The 17,869-nt window shown below is 66.0% G+C and carries 16 protein-coding genes; 5 read left to right on the forward strand and 11 right to left on the reverse strand.

Translation table 11 applies throughout. From position 1 onward, the window contains the following. Positions 1–152: 152 nt before the first annotated feature. The 7 genes from JQ592_RS31040 to mobB all read right to left on the reverse strand — a co-directional run bounded on the left by JQ592_RS31040 (position 153) and on the right by mobB (position 8,171). On the reverse strand, positions 153–434 hold the full coding sequence (locus JQ592_RS31040) for a hypothetical protein (protein ID WP_211406541.1): 282 nt from the start codon (positions 432–434) through the stop codon (positions 153–155). A gap of 88 nt (positions 435–522) precedes the next feature. Next, on the reverse strand, positions 523–2,175 hold the full coding sequence (locus JQ592_RS31045; protein ID WP_211406542.1) for an OFA family MFS transporter: 1,653 nt from the start codon (positions 2,173–2,175) through the stop codon (positions 523–525). A gap of 343 nt (positions 2,176–2,518) precedes the next feature. Next, on the reverse strand, positions 2,519–4,543 hold the full coding sequence (locus JQ592_RS31050) for a sensor histidine kinase (protein ID WP_211406543.1): 2,025 nt from the start codon (positions 4,541–4,543) through the stop codon (positions 2,519–2,521). Further along, positions 4,536–5,969: a sigma-54-dependent transcriptional regulator gene (locus tag JQ592_RS31055; protein WP_211406544.1), complete on the reverse strand. Its 1,434-nt coding sequence runs from the start codon at positions 5,967–5,969 to the stop codon at positions 4,536–4,538. Before JQ592_RS31055 ends, JQ592_RS31050 begins: the two co-directional genes overlap by 8 nt. A 128-nt stretch (positions 5,970–6,097) precedes the next feature. Continuing rightward, positions 6,098–6,331, reverse strand: a complete 234-nt coding sequence (locus tag JQ592_RS31060; protein ID WP_018643991.1) for a sulfurtransferase TusA family protein — start codon at positions 6,329–6,331, stop codon at positions 6,098–6,100. 46 nt (positions 6,332–6,377) lie between these two features. Beyond that, positions 6,378–7,634, reverse strand: coding sequence for a molybdopterin molybdotransferase MoeA (locus JQ592_RS31065; RefSeq protein ID WP_211406545.1), 1,257 nt, complete (start codon positions 7,632–7,634; stop codon positions 6,378–6,380). Positions 7,635–7,643: 9 nt separating this feature from the next. After that, positions 7,644–8,171, reverse strand: a complete 528-nt coding sequence (gene mobB / locus JQ592_RS31070; protein WP_211406546.1) for a molybdopterin-guanine dinucleotide biosynthesis protein B — start codon at positions 8,169–8,171, stop codon at positions 7,644–7,646. Between the two features lie 107 nt (positions 8,172–8,278). Between mobB and fdhD the strand changes: the two genes are divergently transcribed. The 3 genes from fdhD (at position 8,279) to JQ592_RS31085 (ending at position 10,106) form a co-directional block, all read left to right on the forward strand. Beyond that, positions 8,279–9,169, forward strand: a complete 891-nt coding sequence (gene fdhD / locus JQ592_RS31075; RefSeq protein WP_211406547.1) for a formate dehydrogenase accessory sulfurtransferase FdhD — start codon at positions 8,279–8,281, stop codon at positions 9,167–9,169. Further along, on the forward strand, positions 9,150–9,788 hold the full coding sequence (gene mobA / locus JQ592_RS31080; RefSeq protein WP_211406548.1) for a molybdenum cofactor guanylyltransferase MobA: 639 nt from the start codon (positions 9,150–9,152) through the stop codon (positions 9,786–9,788). Before fdhD ends, mobA begins: the two co-directional genes overlap by 20 nt. 72 nt (positions 9,789–9,860) lie before the next feature. Further along, complete coding sequence (locus JQ592_RS31085) at positions 9,861–10,106, forward strand: hypothetical protein (protein WP_211406549.1); 246 nt, start codon at positions 9,861–9,863, stop codon at positions 10,104–10,106. Between the two features lie 3 nt (positions 10,107–10,109). Here JQ592_RS31085 and JQ592_RS31090 read toward each other — a convergent pair whose 3' ends face one another. Genes JQ592_RS31090 through JQ592_RS31105 form a run of 4 tightly spaced genes read right to left on the reverse strand, consistent with a single transcriptional unit; the run spans position 10,110 to position 15,238 of the window. After that, positions 10,110–11,240, reverse strand: a complete 1,131-nt coding sequence (locus JQ592_RS31090; protein ID WP_211406550.1) for an FAD-dependent monooxygenase — start codon at positions 11,238–11,240, stop codon at positions 10,110–10,112. A 40-nt stretch (positions 11,241–11,280) separates the two neighbouring features. Next, positions 11,281–13,230 (reverse strand): molybdopterin biosynthesis protein, encoded by a 1,950-nt coding sequence (locus tag JQ592_RS31095; RefSeq protein ID WP_246820782.1) that lies wholly within the window; start codon positions 13,228–13,230, stop codon positions 11,281–11,283. 13 nt (positions 13,231–13,243) lie between these two features. Beyond that, complete coding sequence (locus tag JQ592_RS31100; RefSeq protein ID WP_211406552.1) at positions 13,244–14,350, reverse strand: molybdopterin-binding protein; 1,107 nt, start codon at positions 14,348–14,350, stop codon at positions 13,244–13,246. 54 nt (positions 14,351–14,404) lie between these two features. Beyond that, on the reverse strand, positions 14,405–15,238 hold the full coding sequence (locus JQ592_RS31105; RefSeq protein WP_211406553.1) for a substrate-binding domain-containing protein: 834 nt from the start codon (positions 15,236–15,238) through the stop codon (positions 14,405–14,407). 328 nt (positions 15,239–15,566) lie between these two features. Here JQ592_RS31105 and JQ592_RS31110 point away from each other — a divergent pair, with 328 nt between their 5' ends. Next, positions 15,567–16,460, forward strand: coding sequence for a helix-turn-helix transcriptional regulator (locus JQ592_RS31110; protein ID WP_211406554.1), 894 nt, complete (start codon positions 15,567–15,569; stop codon positions 16,458–16,460). A gap of 103 nt (positions 16,461–16,563) precedes the next feature. Next, positions 16,564–17,793: an ABC transporter substrate-binding protein gene (locus JQ592_RS31115; RefSeq protein ID WP_211406555.1), complete on the forward strand. Its 1,230-nt coding sequence runs from the start codon at positions 16,564–16,566 to the stop codon at positions 17,791–17,793. Positions 17,794–17,869: the final 76 nt, after the last annotated feature.

Consider the following 17,869-nt stretch of genomic DNA (forward strand, 5'->3'; position numbering starts at 1 on the left):
TGCCAGGACACGGCCTTGCGTTCGCCCAGCGCGCCAACTGATAGAACGAAGCCTGAATTGGTCTTGAGATCAATAAAGGCTTCCCATGCTGCGATAGCGAAATCGTATCGAGCTCCCGCGCCGAGGCTAAAGGTGGCCCCGATGCTGATGGGTCAGCTTTTGCCCATGCACTCCTCGATATAGAACCAGCGATCGTCGCCCGCGAGGCCCTTGGCCTTCACGTCCTTGCGGCACTCCCTAAGCTTCGGCTTGTTGGCGCTCCACTTGGCCTTCATGTCCTTGAGCTTCTGCACGGTCAGCTTGATCTTGCCGGGCTTGGCCTCGGTCGCGGCGGGCGGCGTTGCGGCCGGTGCCGCGGCGGTCTGTGCGGATACGGATTGCAGGGCGCCGGCGACGAGCAGCATGGCGGCTGCACAAACGAGTTTACGAACCATCGAATTCCCCCAGGGGTAATTTTGAAACGAGCGAAACGAGCGGCGGGAGCGCGCGCAAGGTGCGCTCCCGCTCGCGATGAATGGGCGATCAGAAAATCTTGACCGCGCTCTCCAGCGTCTTCCAGACACCCCAAGCCAAGGGAATGCCGACGAAGGCCCAGAACAGCGCCGCCTTGGCGTCAAGCCCGCCGAATCCGATGCCGTAGGAACCGTGCGGACCCGCGGCTGCAGCGCTGGCACTGGCCGCCTGCAGCTTGGCAACGTCGGCATCCTTCATGTGCCATTTCGAGTCGACCGGCTTGACCAGATAGTTGCAGATCAGGCCCGCGATCAGCATCGCGCACAGGATGTACATCGTCGTGTTGTAGAGCTGGTCGCGCGGCACGCCGGCCGCGAGCTGGAACTCGCGGATGTAGTTCACGACGACCGGGCCGATGATGCCGGCCGTCGACCACGCCGTCAGCAGCCGACCGTGGATGGCGCCGACGAACTGGGTGCCGAACATGTCGGCGAGATAGGCCGGCACGGTGGCAAACCCGCCGCCATACATCGACAGGATGATGCCGAAGCCGAGCACGAACAGGAGCTTCGAGCCCATCGCCGCAAAGGTCGGCGCCAGCGCGTAGAGCACGATGCCGAGGATGAAGAAGGTATAGTAGGTGTTCTTGCGCCCGATCTTGTCAGACAGCGACGCCCAGAAGAAACGGCCGCCGATGTTGAACAGCGACAGCAATCCGGCGAAGCCGGCGGCGATCGCCGCGATCTGCGCCTTCTGCCCGGCATCGAGCGCGTTGAAACCGACGTCGGGCAGGCCGATCAGCTTGCCGCCGAAGATCTCCTGAAGCATCGGCGAGGCCATGCCGATCACGCCGATACCCGCCGACACGTTGAGGCAGAGCACCCACCAGATCAGCCAGAACTGCGGCGTCTTGTGCGCGTCGTTGAGATGGACGTTGTTCTTCGAGATCATCGCGTTGGCCTTGACCGGCGGGGTCCAGCCCTCGGGCTGCCAGCCGGGCGGCGGCAAGCGATAGCGGAATGCGCCGATCATCATGAACACGAAGTAGATGACGCCCATTGTGACGAAGGTCTCCCAGACGCCGACCGAGGTCGGGGTCTTGAAGTAGTTCATCAGCAGGTTGGCCAGCGGCGCGCCGATCATGGCACCGCCACCGAAGCCCATGATGGCCATGCCGGTCGCCATGCCGCGGCGATCCGGGAACCATTTCACCAGCGTCGACACCGGCGAGATGTAGCCGAGGCCGAGACCGACGCCGCCGATCACGCCCGAGCCCAGCCACATCAACCAGAGTTGGTGGGTGTAGATGCCGATCGCGCCGAGAAACAGGCCGCCGCACCAGCACAACGCGGCAACGAAGCCGGCCTTGCGCGGACCGACCCGCTCGAGCCAGCCGCCCCAGATCGCGGCGGAAACGCCGAGCAGCACGAAGAACAGCGTGTACATCCAGCCCAGACTCGCGACCTTCCAGTCGCACGTCGTTGTGAACAGCTCCTGCAACAGCGAAATGTCACTGCAGGTCTTCGGCGCGGTCACGCCGATCGCGCGCGACAGCGGCAGCCAGAACACCGAGAAGCCGTAGGCCATGCCGATGCAGAGATGGATGCAGAGCGCGGCCGGCGGCACCAGCCAGCGATTGAAGCCGGCGGTCGCGATCGTGCGTTCACGATCGAGGAAGCCGGAGGCACCAACAGGTGCAAGAACGGTATCGGCAGTTGTCATAAGCATTACCTCCAAAGCGTGGCCTTACCGGCGCATCGGTTTGAGACCGGTCGCACGCGTGCTTGGCAGCCGCGCATGGCCGGTCGAACTTCATGCCGAAGTGGAATCGTCTGGCGCGCATCTCGTCGTGTGCGCCGAGCAAGCAGCTGATCGCGGGTGATGTCCCTTCGCCTCGCAAGCAGCGTTGCAGTGACGGCTATCGCGCCCTCATCCCCCTCAACACCCTGTCTTGGGATGAGCAACGCGCGTGCCAGATGTCGCGCCATGACGAATCAATGACTTCCCGCAGCGCAATGTGCCGCGCCGGACAAAATGTCCTGAAATCCTCGGACAAAATGTCCAATCAAGCCGCCTCGGGCAGCCACACCGTGAATGTACTCCCGGAACCGACGCGGCTCTCCGCCGTGATTTGCCCGCCCTGGCGCTTGATCAGCGTCTGGCTGATGGAGAGGCCCAGCCCGGTGCCTTGCCGCCGTTTCGTCGTGTAGAAGGGATCGAAGATCTTTTCGATCACCTCAGTGCTCATGCCGATGCCGGTGTCGGCGACCTCGATGGCGACGCCTTGATGACCGTCACGCTCGGCATCGAAGGCGCGGAGCGTCACGGTTCCGCCATCCGGCATGGCGTGGATCGCGTTGACGATCAGATTGACTAGCACCTGCTGCAGTTCGTTGCGGTTCATCAGCACCAGCCGGCTGGCGCGGTCGTCCCTGATGACCGCGATATCGGTCTTGTTCAGCAGATGCTGCACCAGCGGCAGGCAGTCCGAAATGATGCTTGCCGGCGCATGGCGCTCGACATAGCCGGCATATTCCTCCGGCCTTGCAAACTGCAACAGCTTGGTCACGATCTGGCTGATGCGGTGAATCTGCTCGTCGAGCAGGCGGAACTCGACCTTCGCCTTGTCGGCATCGGTCCCGAACACGCTGCGGATGACGTCGAGATTGCCCTGCATCACCGCGATCGGATTGTTGATCTCGTGTGCGACGCCCGCGGTGATCTCGCCGATCGCAGCCAGCTTCTCCGACATGATGAGCTGCTTGGTGGTTGTCTCGAGCTTGAGATTGGCGTGCTCGAGGTCCCGCGTCCGCTCCCGCACGCGGACATTCAGCTCCTCGTTCCATTCCCGGAGCTGCCGGTCGCGTTCCTGGATCTGGTCGAGCAGGCTGTCGAGATGAACCGCGACGCGGCCGATCTCGTCACCCGAGACAGGCATCTTGGTGCGGGCGGAGAGGTTCCCCCGCTCCACCTCGCCAATCGTCGCGGTGACGCGCTCCAGCGGCATGAAGATCGAGCTCGCCCAGCGCAGAAAGATCGGCACCGTCGCGGCCGTGATTGCGATGAACGCCGCGATGACGATCAGCAGTGTCTGGTATTTGGCTTCGCTGAAAGGCTTCTCCAGAAAGCCGACATAGAGCATGCCGACGCGCTTGCCATAACTGTCGACCAGCGGCTCGTAGGCGGAGATGTACCAGTCATTGACCACAAAGGCGCTGTCGAGCCAGGTGCGTCCCTCGCCCAGCACGGCCGAGCGTACCGCCGCCGAGACGCGCGTGCCGAGCGCGCGCCGTCCCTCGAACAGACGGACGTTGGTCGAGATCCGCACGTCCTCCAGGAACAGCGTCGCGGTGCCCTGGCTGCCCTCCGGCAGGCTCGCCGCGCGATAGACGAGGTCGTTGATCGTGTCGATGAATTCGAGATTCTGGTTGAGCAGCGTGCCGCCGACCAGCGCCGCGGCGCCGCCGTCAGGCAGCATCGCGCGGCTCGCCGCATGCACGACCATGCCGCGCGTCTCCGTGCTGCGGTCGGTCGGCACCGCGTTCGGCGTCGGCACGAGGTCGAGGCGCGCGCGCTCAGCCAGGGTCGGCGAGATCGCGGCGAGCTCGTCATTGCCGAAAATATCGACGCCCGTCGCCGGAACCTGACCCGACAGCGCCGACATGATGATCGGCCAGTCGTTTCTCGGTTGATGCTGCAACGGCGGCGATGAGGCCAGGATGTCGCCGCGGCCGTTGGTCAGATACAGGAAGTCGAGACCGATTTCCTTGCGGGTCTCGTCGAGCAGATCGGGCAGGGAGCCGCGCGCATCCGGCGCCAGCACCTCCTGGAAGCGGGCCGACAGGCTGAGCGCCCGGAGCTGGACGCCGGTCTTTTCGAGGATACGGGCGAGATATTGGTGGGCGATGGTGAGATCGCCGTTCACCTTGGAGATCAAGGTCGCGTCGAATTTTGCATTCCAGCGATAGATCGCAACGCCGAGCAAGAGCGGCAGGATGACCAGCATCGGCAGCAGCGCGATCGCGAGCAGCCGGAAGCGCACGGAGCGTCCCCGCACGGGCTCATCGCTGCGGCCGGCCGCATCAGACATCCCACAACGCGCATTTGCGGTCGATGGTCTTGCGCGAGATACCGAGCCGCCGCGCCGCCTCCTCGCGATTGCCATTGACCTCTTTCAGCACGCCGAGAATGTGACGGCGCTCGAGCTCCGCGAGACTGTCGGCGGGCGCGGACTGGCCGTCGTTGCGGGGACCGGCGAAGTCGTCAGGGAAAGCGCCGAGGATCAGCGTGCGCTCGATCAAATTGCGCAGCTCGCGCACATTGCCCGGCCAGTCATAGCTTGCGAGCGCCGCGCGCACCGAAGCGTCGATCGGGACCGGCGGCATGCCGAGCTGGGTCGACAGCTTGCTCATGAAGATGGCGGCGAGCTCCTGCACGTCGTCGCCGCGATCCTTCAGGAGCGGCAGGTGGATCTGCATCACGTTGAGGCGGTAGAACAGATCGGCTCGAAAGCGGCCCTTCTCGACCTCTTTCTGAAGCTCGGCATTGGTTGCGAAGATGAAGCGCAGGTCGACCGGAACCTCGCGCTCGGAGCCGACGGGACGGACGCGGCGATCCTCGAGCACGCGGAGCAGCTTGCTCTGCATCGGCAGCGGCAGCTCGCCAATCTCGTCGAGGAACAGCGTGCCGCCATGCGCATACAGGAACAGGCCTTCGCGGCCGGAATCGGCGCCGGTAAAGGCGCCCTTGATGTGTCCGAACAGCTCGGCCTCGATCATCTCGGGCGGGATCGCCGCGCAATTCACGGGCACGAAGGGCTTGTCGGCGCGGTCGGAGAGCGAGTGGATCGAGCGCGCCGCCACTTCCTTGCCGGTGCCGGATTCGCCGGTAAGGAGAACCGAGGTCGGCAGGCGCGCGACGCGTGCGATGGTCTCACGCACGCGCAGCGTCGGCGCCGACTGTCCGATCAGGTTGTCGCGCAGGAAGGTGCGGTCGGACGAGGCGCGCAAAGCGTAGCGCAGGACGTAGTTCTCGCGCTGGAGGCGGACACGGTCGAGGCATCGCGCCACCGCGTTGAGGATCTGGTTGGAGCGGAACGGCTTGAGCACGAAATCGGCCGCGCCAGCGCGCAGGGCCTGGATCGCGGTGTCGAGGTCGGCATAGGCGGTGATCAGGATCGCGTCGGCGAAAAAGCCGACAGCGCGCTGCTCTGCGAGCCAATCGACGCCGTTCTTGCCCGGCATGATGTTGTCGAGAATGACGACGTCGTAGCGGTTGGAATCGAGCTTGCGCGAGGCCTGATCCGTGTCGGCCGCCTCGTCCACCAGCTTGCAGCGCGGCGCGAGCGTGCGCGCCAGGAAATTGCGCATGCCCGGCTCGTCGTCGACGATCAGGATGGAGGCCTGAGCCAATGCGCTGAACTCGGGACCTGTGGCCGTCTTGCCGAGCTTGACGGCAGGCTCGCGGGCCGCCGCGGAACCTGCGGCTGCGCTTGCCTTCGATGTTGAGAAAGTCATGCCCGACGTCTTAGGTTTGAGATCATCCACCGCAACAACCGGGGCCTTTTCGCACTGCAGCGAAGCTCCGGCCGTTTCCCCCGTGGGCGCAGCATAGTCAAGCGGTGCGGCGGTGAACATTCGCCTTTCTACGGGCCGTCGCTCTTTTCGACCAGGAACACGATGCGGGCCTCGTTGCGCTCGGTAATCTCGACCTTGTCGCCGGTCTCGCGGATCAGGTTGGGGATGTCGATCACCGAGAGGGGATCGGTGCAGTGGACCTCGAGCTGGTCCCCTGCCTTGAGCGGCTTGAGCGCCTTGCGGGTCTTGAGGGCCGGTAGCGGGCATTTCAGCCCGGTGAGATCGAGTGTCGTCCTGGTCATCGCGGCAACATGGCGGGGCGGGCCGGCGGCGTCAACGCGCGGGGCATCAGATCAGGTCGGCGTAGGACAGGAAGCCGACGCTCTGCCCAGGCTCGACGCCCGTGACGGCTTCACCGAGCTCGACCAGGCCGTCGGTCTCGACCAGCGACGACAAGAGCCCCGCACCCTCGCGCGGAAACTTGGTTACCTCGAGCGCACCGTCCTGCCCCTTGCGCAGGGAAACGCGGACATATTCGCGGCGGCCGATCTTCTTCTTGTAGGTGAACGCCGCACGCACCGGGATCGGCAACAGCGGCTCCGGCAGCCCACCCGCCAGCGCCAGCACCGTCGGCCGCACCACATGGACGAAGGTGACAAAGCTCGCGACGGGATTGCCGGGCAATCCGATCAGCGGCGTGCCGCCGATGATGCCCATCGCCACGGGACGGCCCGGCTTGATCGCCATCCGCCACAGCACGAGCGAGCCGACGCTCTCGACCGCCGCCTTGACGTGGTCCTCCTCGCCGGTCGAGACGCCGCCGGTGGTGAGGATCAGATCATGCGCGCCTGCCACCTGCTTCAGGCCACTCGCAAGCGACGTTCGCTCGTCGCGCAAAATGCCGAGATCGCTGACCTCGCAGCCGAGCCGGCGCAGCATCGCCATCAGCATGAAACGGTTGGAATCGAACAGCTGCGAGGCCGCGCGCGGCTCGCCGGGCGAGGCCAGCTCGTCGCCGGTCGAGAACACCGCGACGCGGATGCGCCTGACCACGTCGAGCCTGACAAGGCCGAACGCCGCGGCAAGCGCGACATGCTGCGGCCGCAAGCGCTGGCCGGCGCGTAGCGCAACCTGTCCCTTGGGAATGTCCTCGCCGGCGGGGCGGACATTGGCGCCCGGCTTCAGCCCCGGCGGCAGCACGATCCGGCCGGAATCGTCGATGCGGACATCCTCCTGCATGAAGACGGTTTCGGCCTCCGGCGGCATCGGCGCACCCGTGAAGATGCGCGCGGTGTGGCCGGGCTTGATCGGTGTTTGCGCAAGACAGCCGGCCTGGATGCGGCCGTCGATCGGGAACGCCTGCTCCACAGCTTGCGGAAGATCCACGTTGCGCACGGCGTAGCCGTCGACCGCAGAGTTGGTGAACGGCGGCAGCGGCAGGGGCGCCGCGAGATCATGCGCCAGCACGCGTCCGTCGGCATCGACGAGCGCCACGGTTTCCAGATCGGTGATCGCGTTGACGCGCGTGGTGATCAGGCCAACGGCCTCGTCGACCGACATCATCGGTCCGCCGAAGGCAAAGCAATCGTCCGACAGTTGCGCCATGGTGCCTCGTCAGCGTGTCGCGGCGCTTCTTGCCACCGCTTCCTCGACCGGCATCGCCGCACGCAGCAGCAGCGCGGCCACAGCGGGGATATCATCGAGATGGACGGTCGGCAGCCGGGTTTCAATGGCGGTGTCGGTCGCGATCCCGGCAATTCCGGGGTCGTCCGGAAACAGCAGCGGCTTGCCGTTGGCGGCGCGATGCACCTCGATCTTACGATGCGGCTCGCGCTTGAAGCCTTCGACCACGACGAGATCGACAGTAGAGAGCTTGCTCAATAATTCCGGCAGCCGCGGCTCCGCCGCGCCGCGCAATTCATGCATCAAGGCCCAGCGATTCGACGAGGCCACCAGCACCTCGGCCGCCCCGGCCTCGCGATGCCGCCAGGAATCCTTGCCGGGCACGTCGACGTCGAACTGGTGATGCGCATGCTTGATGACGGAGACGCGCAGGCCTTGCGCGTTGAAATGCGGGATCAGCCGCGTCAACAGCGTGGTCTTTCCCGCACCGCTCCAGCCTGCAAGGCCGATGACTTTCATCGTAACTCGATCTCCGCCAGCCGCACGACGCAGCCGGAACCGCCTTCTCCATCGTCTTGAGCATGCTTATATCGGCTTGACCCGAATGTCATGCTAACCTCGCGGCCATGATGAAGATCGACAAAGCCCCGGTGCCCCTGATCGTCCCCAACCCGGACGACCCGCGCCTGACCCAGAGCGTGGCCGGCACCGACCAGACCGGCGCCAGGGTCGAGATCAAGGTCCCGATGGAGCGGCCGCTGACGCTCTACCTGAATTCCCAGGAGATCGTCACCATGATGACGATCGGCGACTACCCCGAATATCTGGCGCTCGGCTACCTGCTGAACCAGAACATGCTGAAATATAACGACGCGGTCACCGAGGTCGAATACGACGACGACCTCCAGGTGGTCGTGGTGCGCACCGAGCACCACACCAATTTCGAAGCCAAGCTGAAGAAGCGCACCCAGACCTCGGGCTGCGCGCAGGGTACCGCCTTCGGCGACCTCCTGGAGGCGGTTGAAAGCGTCGCACTGCCGAAGGCCGAGCTGCGCACCTCCTGGCTCTACCAGATGACGCAGACCATCAACACCATGCCCTCGCTGTACCTCGAGGCCGGCGCGATCCATGGCTGCGTGCTGTGCAAGGAAGGCACGCCGCTCTGCTACACCGAGGATGTCGGCCGGCACAATGCCGTCGACAAGATCGCCGGCTGGATGTATCGCCACGGCGTCGATCCCTCCGACAAGATCCTCTACACCACGGGACGCCTCACCTCGGAGATGGTGATCAAGACCGTGCGGATGGGCATTCCGATCCTGGTGTCGCGCTCCGGCTTCACCGCCTGGGGCGTCGATCTCGCCAGGCAGGTCGGGCTGACGCTGGTCGGACGCACGCGCGGCAAGCGCTTCATCGTGCTCGCGGGCGAGGAGCGCATCGTCTACGACCAGAACCTCGCTTACGTCGAGGAAGAATCGGCCAAGCACAAGCGCAAGGGTGAAGGTGGTGACGACTGAAATTCCTGCCGTGCTGTTGGCCGGCGGGCTTGCCCGCCGCATGGGCGGTGGTGACAAGCCGATGCGCACCATCGGCGGGCGCACCATCCTGGAGCGCGTGATCACGCGCCTCAAGCCGCAATGCACCGAGCTACTGCTCAATGCCAATGGCGATCCCGCGCGCTTCGCCGCGTTCGGCCTGCCCGTGATCGCCGATGGCGTCGCGGATTTTCCAGGCCCGCTGGCCGGCATCCTCGCTGCGCTCGACTGGGTCGCCGCCAACCGCCCGAACGTGCCGCTGGTGCTCAGCGCCGCCGCCGACTGCCCGTTCCTGCCGCGTGATCTCGTGGCGCGGCTGCATCGCGCGCTCACCGATGAGAACGCCCAGCTCGCCGTCGCCGCCTCCGACGGCCAATCGCATCCCGTGATCGGCCTGTGGAGCGTCGCGCTGCGCGACGAGCTCCGCCACGCGCTGGTCGTGGAGGACATCAGGAAAATCGACCGCTGGACCGCCCGGTATAAGCTCGCCACCGTGACCTGGCCGACCACGCCGCTCGATCCCTTCTTCAATGCCAATACCATGGACGACATCGCGGAGGCCGACCGGCTGGCGGCGCTGGATGAGGCCGGCGGGCGGTAGACCCTCCCATGAACCGGCTGGAGCCGGGGTGCGACTAACGGTCATCGCGGGCAATCTCACAACCGATTCACCATGATCGACCTCCTCATCAGCATCCTGGTCGAGATCATCTGGGGCTTTATCCTCCTCGTGTTCCGGTTGATCGCCGAGCTTCTGGATTTCGTGCTCTTCCCAAACAACGCCAAGCGCCTGGCCGCCCAAGTGACCGGCAGCGACAAGTTCGTCGACGTGCCTGCCGATCCCAAGGTGTTGCCGCCCGCCGCCGAACGGGCGCTCGCGGAAGCCGAGCAGCGCCGGGCGCTGACGGACGCCTCCTGACCGCTACGCCGCTAGCGGCACATTCCACGCGTCATAGCCATAGACCCAGTCCGCATTGGTCCGGCCGCGCAGCCAAGTGTTGGCGCGCGAGGTTTCCTGCACTCGTGTCGTCCGCCCTTTCCGCGTCGCCTCGAAGCGGCGGAACGCATCGGCGAGGCCGTCACGATCGACACCGTCCAGGCAGCGTGACAGCACGGCGGCATCCTCGATCGCCATGGCCGCGCCCTGCGCCATGTAGGGCGTCATGGGATGGCAGGCATCACCGAGCAGCGTCACCTTGCCGTCGGCCCAGCGATCGAGCGCCTCGCGATCCATGATCGCCCATTTGTGCACGTCGGGGCACGCCGCAAGCACCTGACCGACCTGCGGATGGAAGCCTTCGAAGGAGGCACGCAGATCGCGCACATCGCCCTTCTCCGACCATGACTCGATGCGGAAATCCGGCTCGGGCTGGCTGGTGACGAGATAGACCTCACTGCGATCCGGCTTGACGTAATAGATCACGATGTGGCGGTCCTCGCCCCACCACTTCGTGCAGTCGTCGATCTTCTCCCCGCCGAGCAGTGCGGCCGGATATGTGGTGCGGTAGGCGATGCGGCCGGTGAACCTGGCCGGCGCGGTATCGAACAGGATGTCGCGTACCGTCGAATGCACGCCGTCCGCGCCGACCACGGCATCGGCAACGGCGCTGGTGCCGTCGGCAAAGGTCAGCCGGACGCCATCGCCGGTGTCATCCAGGCCGACCAGTTTGTGGCTGAGCTTTACCAATTCATGCGGCACTACGCTCGCAAGCGATGCATGGAGATCGCCGCGGTGGGCGAGCAGATAGGGCGCGCCGAACTTCTCCTCCGCGCTCTCGCCGAAAATCATGTCGAACTTGATGTCGCCGCTCCTCCAGTCGCGATTGTTCCAGGACCGCGGATAAAAGGAGTGCTCGCGCATCCGCGCCTCCAACCCGAGCGCGCGCAGCACTTTCATCGCGTTACAGCCGATCTGGATGCCGGCGCCGATGCGGGCGAACTGGGAGGCCTGCTCGTAGACCATGACGTCGATGCCGACGCGGCGAAGCGCTGCGGCGGTCGCAAGCCCGCCCATGCCGGCACCAACGATCGCAACCGAAAGCGGCCTTGCCATCGCATCCCCACCCTGTCGCGCGGCTTGCATGCCGCGTCGTCTACGCAGGCCGGAAGCCTGCTCGCTCCAGTGCCGCACGCGCCTCGTCCGAGCCGAGCGCGGTGAGAAACGCCTGCACCGCCGGACGGTCTTTGCGCGCCGTCACCAGCGCGAAATCATAATGCTCTTCCGCGAGCGGAATAAAACCGAGGCCGGCCGCATGGGCGACCGGCGCAATGGTCATGCCCCAATCGGCGCGGTGCTGGGCAACGGCCGCGGCAACGGCGTTGTGCGAACGCGGCTGGTTCCAGTAGCCCTCCGGGCGTGCACCACCGAGCAGCCGGTCGATCAGGATGCGCGTGCCGGCGCCCTGGTTGCGGTTGACCATGATGCAGGCGGGGTCGGCGAGCGCGGCGGCAACAGCATCCTTTGCGCTCAGGCCCTCGAACCGCGTGTCGTCCTTGCGGAAGACGATGCCCTGCATCCGCCGCCAGCCGGGGACGAGTTCGAGCCCCGCGACGAGATAGGGCGTGTTGTAGGTCTCACTCTTGTCATCGAACAGATGGATCGGCGCGAGATCGCATTCGCCGCGCTTGGCCGCCGCAAGGCCGCCGAGGCTGCCGACCGCGATCGAACGCACGGTCAGGCCGGCATGCGCAAGCTGTGCGGTGACGAGATCGAGGCCGGTGCAATGGCTGCCGACAATGACGAGATCGGGCACCCGCACATGCGGCGTGAACAGCGTCACCTCGGTTTCGGTCCCGGCCGGCATCTGGTCGGCGAGCGCATCGATGCGCAGGAATCCGTCGGCCTGCGCGAAGGACGTGATCGCACCAGAGCCCTTGCCGGAGGGATAGGCGATCAGGCCATTCTTGCCTTCGACCAGCGAGACCATGACGAATTCGGTGCGACCAAGCTCGGAGGCGATGCGAACCGGCACGGTCGCGCTGGCCTTGGCATCGGAGCGCGGCGGCAGGCCGGCCATCCTGCGCAGCACCGGCACGATCATGTCGTGGAAGGTGAACATCGCCGAGGTCGGAAAGCCCGGCAGGATCACCACCGGCTTGCCGTCGCAGACCGCAAGACACAGCGGCTTGCCGGGCTTGAGCGCGACGCCATGCGCGATGATGCCGGGCTGGCCGAGCCGGCCGATGATGCGATGGGACAGATCGCCCGCGCCTTTCGAGGTGCCGCCCGACAGCACCAGCATGTCGGCGTCTTCAAGCGCGCGCCGCATCGCGGCTTCGAGCTTGGCCTCATCGTCGGGAATGGCGCCGAGGAAGATCGCCTCGCCGCCGTTCTCGTCGATCGCGGCCGCAACGATCGCGCCGTTGGTGTCGTAGATCTCCGCGGGCGCGAGCGCCTCGCCCGGCTGGACCAGCTCGTCGCCGGTGGAGATCACCGCGACACGCGGTTTTCGCGCGACAGTCACCTCCGCGATGCCGCAGGCCGCCAGCATGCCGATCTCGCGCGAGCCGATCATTGTGCCGGCGCGCAGCAGCGCCTCGCCGCGCGCAATGTCGGAGCCGGCGTAGGACACGAACTGTCCGGGCGAGACGGCACGGCGGACGTCGATCGCATCGGAGCCGGCCGGCTGGGTATGCTCAACCATGACCACGGCATCGGCGCCGCGCGGCACCGGGCCGCCGGTGGCAATCGGTGTGGCGGTGCCCGCGGCGACCTGCATCCTCGGCACGGTGCCGCAGTGGATGGTCTCGGCGTTCAACGCAAGGCGCCTGGGTGCACCTTCGCCGGCTGTCGCGAGATCGGCCGAGCGCACGGCAAAACCGTCGACGTTCGAACGGTCGAACGGCGGCACGTCGATCGGCGCAGTGATGTCCTCGGCGAGTGCCGCACCGAGCGCAGCAGCGAGCTTGCGCGTCTCGCTCGGAAGCGCCCGCGGGAACAAAGCCGCCTCGAAGCGCGCCAGGGCTTCCTCGCGCGAGAGGATCTTGAGGAACTGCTCCTGTTCGAGCGCGCTGCGGCCTTGCGATTGCGGGATCATCGACATGCCGGAACCCATATCACTCCTGCATCAGATAAGCATCGACGGGCGTAGCCGCCGCAAATCCCTCGTGGCTGGCGGGAATTATCAGCCATGCATCCGCACGGGCGATGGCCTGGAGTGGCCATTCGCCCACGGCAAGCGGCATCCAGGCATGATGTTCCTCGGCCAGCAGCGCGATTTCGGCGATGCCGACCGTGGATGCGATTTTTCGCGCGAGCGGCAGAGTGATTTGCCGGCGCGGCTGCCGTGCCGACAGACGATCGATGAGCGGAAGCATCAGCGCCAGCCAGGCCGCAAGCGCATGATCCGGCGAGCCGGGCAAGGCAACGACGGGAACCTTGCCAAGCCGTCCGACCGCAGCGGTGCGGCCGGGCTGAAGCGCAAGGCCATGGGCGAGCACCTCGCCGCGACGAGCCAATGCAGTCACCGCGGCATCCTGGCGACCGAGGCCGCTGCCGCCGACCGTCAGCAGAAGGTCGCAAGCGGACGCATCGAGCACATCTGCGATCGATGCTTCATCGCGCGCGGCGGCCTCGAGCGTCCTCACATCCAGTCCTGCGGCACGGGCGATGCCGGCGATCATATGCGCCGTCGTCGTCGCGCCCGGCACGTTGACGATGCAGAGCCGCGGTCGCCGTACGCTCAGCCCCTCGACCGCCGCGACGCCCGCAAGCAACAGGTCGGCCGGACCGACCGGGTATCCCTCCGCGCCGGCCGTCGTGCCGCCGGCAATGTCGCCTCCGGCGCGCCGGATACCCTGCCCCGGCACGCCCTCCGCCAGCACCTGCGCAAGCGGCCCCGATACCTCCACGGCGTCGGCATCGAGCACACAGTCACATCCCTCCGGCATCGCATCGCCGGCATCGACCCAGACGGGAGCCGTCGCCAAAGGCAGCGGCGCATAGGCGGATGCGCCGACGAGATCGTTGGCGCGCAACGCCCAGCCGTCCGCGGCGGCGACGTCATGAGACGGATAGGCCGCTAGCCGTGGCGCGCCCACCGCGACGCAGCCAATGGCCTCGGACAGCGGCAATGCGACCGGCGCGACCGGATCAACGCCTCGCAGCAACGCGGCGAGTGCGGTGTCGAGCGGCGTCAGCGATGGCGGCAGGCGCTGGATCATGCGCCATGATGGACCATGCCTCGTCCGGTTTGGCAACCGCAGGAGCTGAGGATCTCAGCCGCCGGTCTTGTCCGCATTTGGAAAGAACAGCTGCTGGCCGTCGACCTTGTAGGCAGCGATCGCAGCCTGGCCCTCCGGCGAGATCAGCCAGTCGACGAAGGTTTGCCCCAGCTCCTTCCTCACGTTCGGGAACTTCTCGGGGCTCATCAGCATCACGCCGTATTGGTTGAGCAACCGCTTGTCGCCTTCGACGACGACATCGAGATCGCCGCGATCCCTGAAAGCGATCCAGCTGCCGCGGTCCGACAGCACATAGCCGTTCGCAGCGCGCGCAGCCTCGAGTGCCGCGACCATGCCCTGCTTGGCCTCGCGATACCAGGCGCCCTTGGCGGCGGCGATGTCGATGCCAGCGACGATCCAGAGCGCGAGCTCCGCAGCGTGGGTGCCCGAGCGATCGCCGCGCGTCACGAACGGCGCGCCCTTGGCCTCGATCGCCTTGAGCGCGGTCGCGATGTCCTTGCCCTTCACGCCGGCGGGATCGCTCTTCGGCCCGATCAGCACGTAGTCGTTGTACATCACGTCGAAGCGCTTCGCGGCAAAACCGTCGGCGACGAATTTTTCCTCCTGCGGCCGTGCGTGCGTCAGCACGACGTCCGCTTCGCCCTTTCGCGCCCCGTCGAGCACCTCGTCGGCGCGCCGCGCGATCACCCTCACATCGATGCCGGTCTTGTCGCGGAAGATCGGCAGCAGATGATCGAGCAGGCCGGACTCCTGCGTCGATGTCGTGGTGGCCAGCACGATCGCACGATCCTGCGCGAAGGAAGCCGCAACACCCACAGCAAGGCCGCAGAGAAGCGCGAATGCAACGGACAGGCGGCGAGCGGCCATGAGCTGGTTCCCTTCGATGTGACGCGATCATGATGATGGATTGCGCCGCACTCGTGACGCCATTGCACTGCCGTCCGGGATATTTCGGCAACGCACGGAGCGGCACGGCGATTGCAAAACTGCCGATCGCATGCACGTTCGCGACAGCCGCAAGGCCTGTACCATTCGAGCGCTTGAGGATCGTTCACCAAAGCAGAAATCGCGCGCGCGGATGTGTTGCAAAGCAACGAGATGATCGGGCATGGTTCCCGCGGACAGAAAATGAAATGCAGAATTCCACCTGCGACGAACGTCCAAAAAGAAGCAAGAATTTGCATAGGAATGCAGGATGGAATTCCTGACGACCAGTGAAGCCGCTGACTATCTCCGACTTGGCGAACGCAAGCTCTACGAACTCGTCACCACCGGTGCGATCCCCTGCAGCAAGGTGACCGGTAAGTGGCTCTTCCCACGGCACGAGCTCGACCTCTGGGTCCTCTCGGGCCTCGCGCGTCCGGCGGGCATGCTGACCACGGAGCCGCCACCCGTCATGGGCGGCAGCCAGGACGAGCTGCTGGACTGGAGCCTGCGCGAATCCGGCTCTGGCCTGGGATCGATGAGCGAGGGCAGCGCACGCGGGCTCGAGCGCCTGCAGCGCGATGAGGTGATGGCCGTGGCCGTGCACTTCCACAGCCTGGATGCCGCCGGCAATCTTGCCGCCGACGCCAGTGTGACGGCGCTGCAAAACGCTCCGGACCTGCATGACGCGCTCTTGGTCGCGTTCGTGCGCCGCGAGCAGGGTCTCGTGCTGCCGCCGGGCAATCCGAAACGGCTGCGCGAGCTCGCCGACGTTCTCGCGGTCGGCGCCAGGATGGCGATGCGACAACAAGGCACAGGCGCGCAGATGCTGCTCGATGCGCTGCTGAAGCGCGCGGACGCCACGACGCGCGATTTGCGCCGGGTGGAGACGCCGGCCCTCACCGGGCCGGATCTCGCCGAAATGGTCCGCGCCGGCCAGGCCGATTGCGGCATCGCGACGCGCGCGGCGGCGCGCTCGGCCGGCCTCGATTTCGTGCCGCTGGTCTGGGAGAATTTCGACCTTGCGATGCGGCAGCGCAGCTATTTCCGCCCCGCCATGCAGGCGCTGATCCGGTTCCTCAACGAACGACGGCTGCGCCAGCGCGCCGAGGAACTGACCGGCTACGATCCCTCGCCGGCGGGACAGATCCGCTTCGCGGCCTGACATTGACGCCCGCCCCTGAATAGTTGCAAAAGAAACCAATTCAGCCGGGCCGTACCCGGCAAAAGCAACACCGGCCAACGCGCCGGGTCAGGGGAGGACAAACGTGAAGCCAACGAGATTTGGACTGCCGGTCGCGGCCGCCTTTATCGGGATGTTCTCGGCGGCGGCCCTGCTGCCGGGTGCTGCCATGGCGCAGGTGTCCGACAACGTCGTCAAGATCGGCGTGCTCACCGACATGAACGGCCCGGCCTCCGCACCGACCGGCCAGGGCTCGGTGACGGCGGCGCAGATGGCGATCGACGATTTCGGCGGCACCGTGCTCGGCAAGCCGATCAGCGTCGTGATCGGCGACCACCAGCTCAAGGCTGACATCGGCGGCACGATCGCGCGGCGCTGGTACGACGTCGACCAGGTCGATCTGATCGTCGACGTGCCGGTCTCGGCCGTCGGGCTCGCGGTGCAGAACGTCGCCAACGAGAAGAAGCGGCTGTTCATCACCCACTCCACCGGCACCGCCGATTTCCACGGCAAGTTCTGCTCGCCTTACGCGATCCAGTGGGTGTTCGACACCCGCGCGCTCGCGGTCGGCACTGCGGATGCCGTGGTCAAGCGCGGCGGTGACAGCTGGTTCTTCATCACCGACGACTACGCCTTCGGCCATTCGCTGGAGCGCGATGCCTCGAGCGTCGTCACCGCCAATGGCGGCAAGGTGCTGGGTTCGGTGCGGCCGCCGCTGGCGACGCCGGATCTCTCCTCCTTCGTGCTGCAGGCACAGGCCTCCAAGGCCAAGATCATCGGCATTGCCGCCGGCCCCCCCAACAACATGAACGAGATCAAGACCGGCTCGGAGTTCGGCGTGTTCAAGGGCGGCCAGCAGATGGCGGCGCTGCTGGCGCTGATCACCGACATCCACGGCCTCGGCCTGCAGGCCGCGCAAGGCCTGCTGCTCACCACCTCGTTCTACTGGGACATGGACGACAAGACCCGCGAATGGTCGAAGCGCTATTTCGCCAAGATGAACAAGATGCCGTCGATGTGGCAGGCCGGCGTCTATTCCAGCGTCATGCACTATCTCAACGCGATCAAGGAGACCGGCACCGACGACCCGCTTAAAGTCGCGGCAAAGATGCGCGAGAAGCCGATCGAGGACTTCTTCGCCCGCAACGGCAAACTGCGCGAGGACAATCTGATGGTGCACGACCTCTGGCTGGTGCAGGTGAAGACGCCGGAGGAGAGCAAGTACCCGTGGGACTATTACAAGATCCTCACCACGATCTCCGGCGACAAGGCGTTCGGGCCGCCGGACCCGGCGTGTCCGCTGGTGAAGAAGTGACGATCGCTTAAAGCGATCGTCACTCCGGGATGGTCCGAAGGACCAGACCACAGGTGCGCAATTGCGCACCGGGGAA

The sequence above is a fragment of the Bradyrhizobium iriomotense genome, from assembly GCF_018129405.1.
Classification (GTDB): Bacteria; Pseudomonadota; Alphaproteobacteria; order Rhizobiales; family Xanthobacteraceae; genus Bradyrhizobium; species Bradyrhizobium iriomotense_B.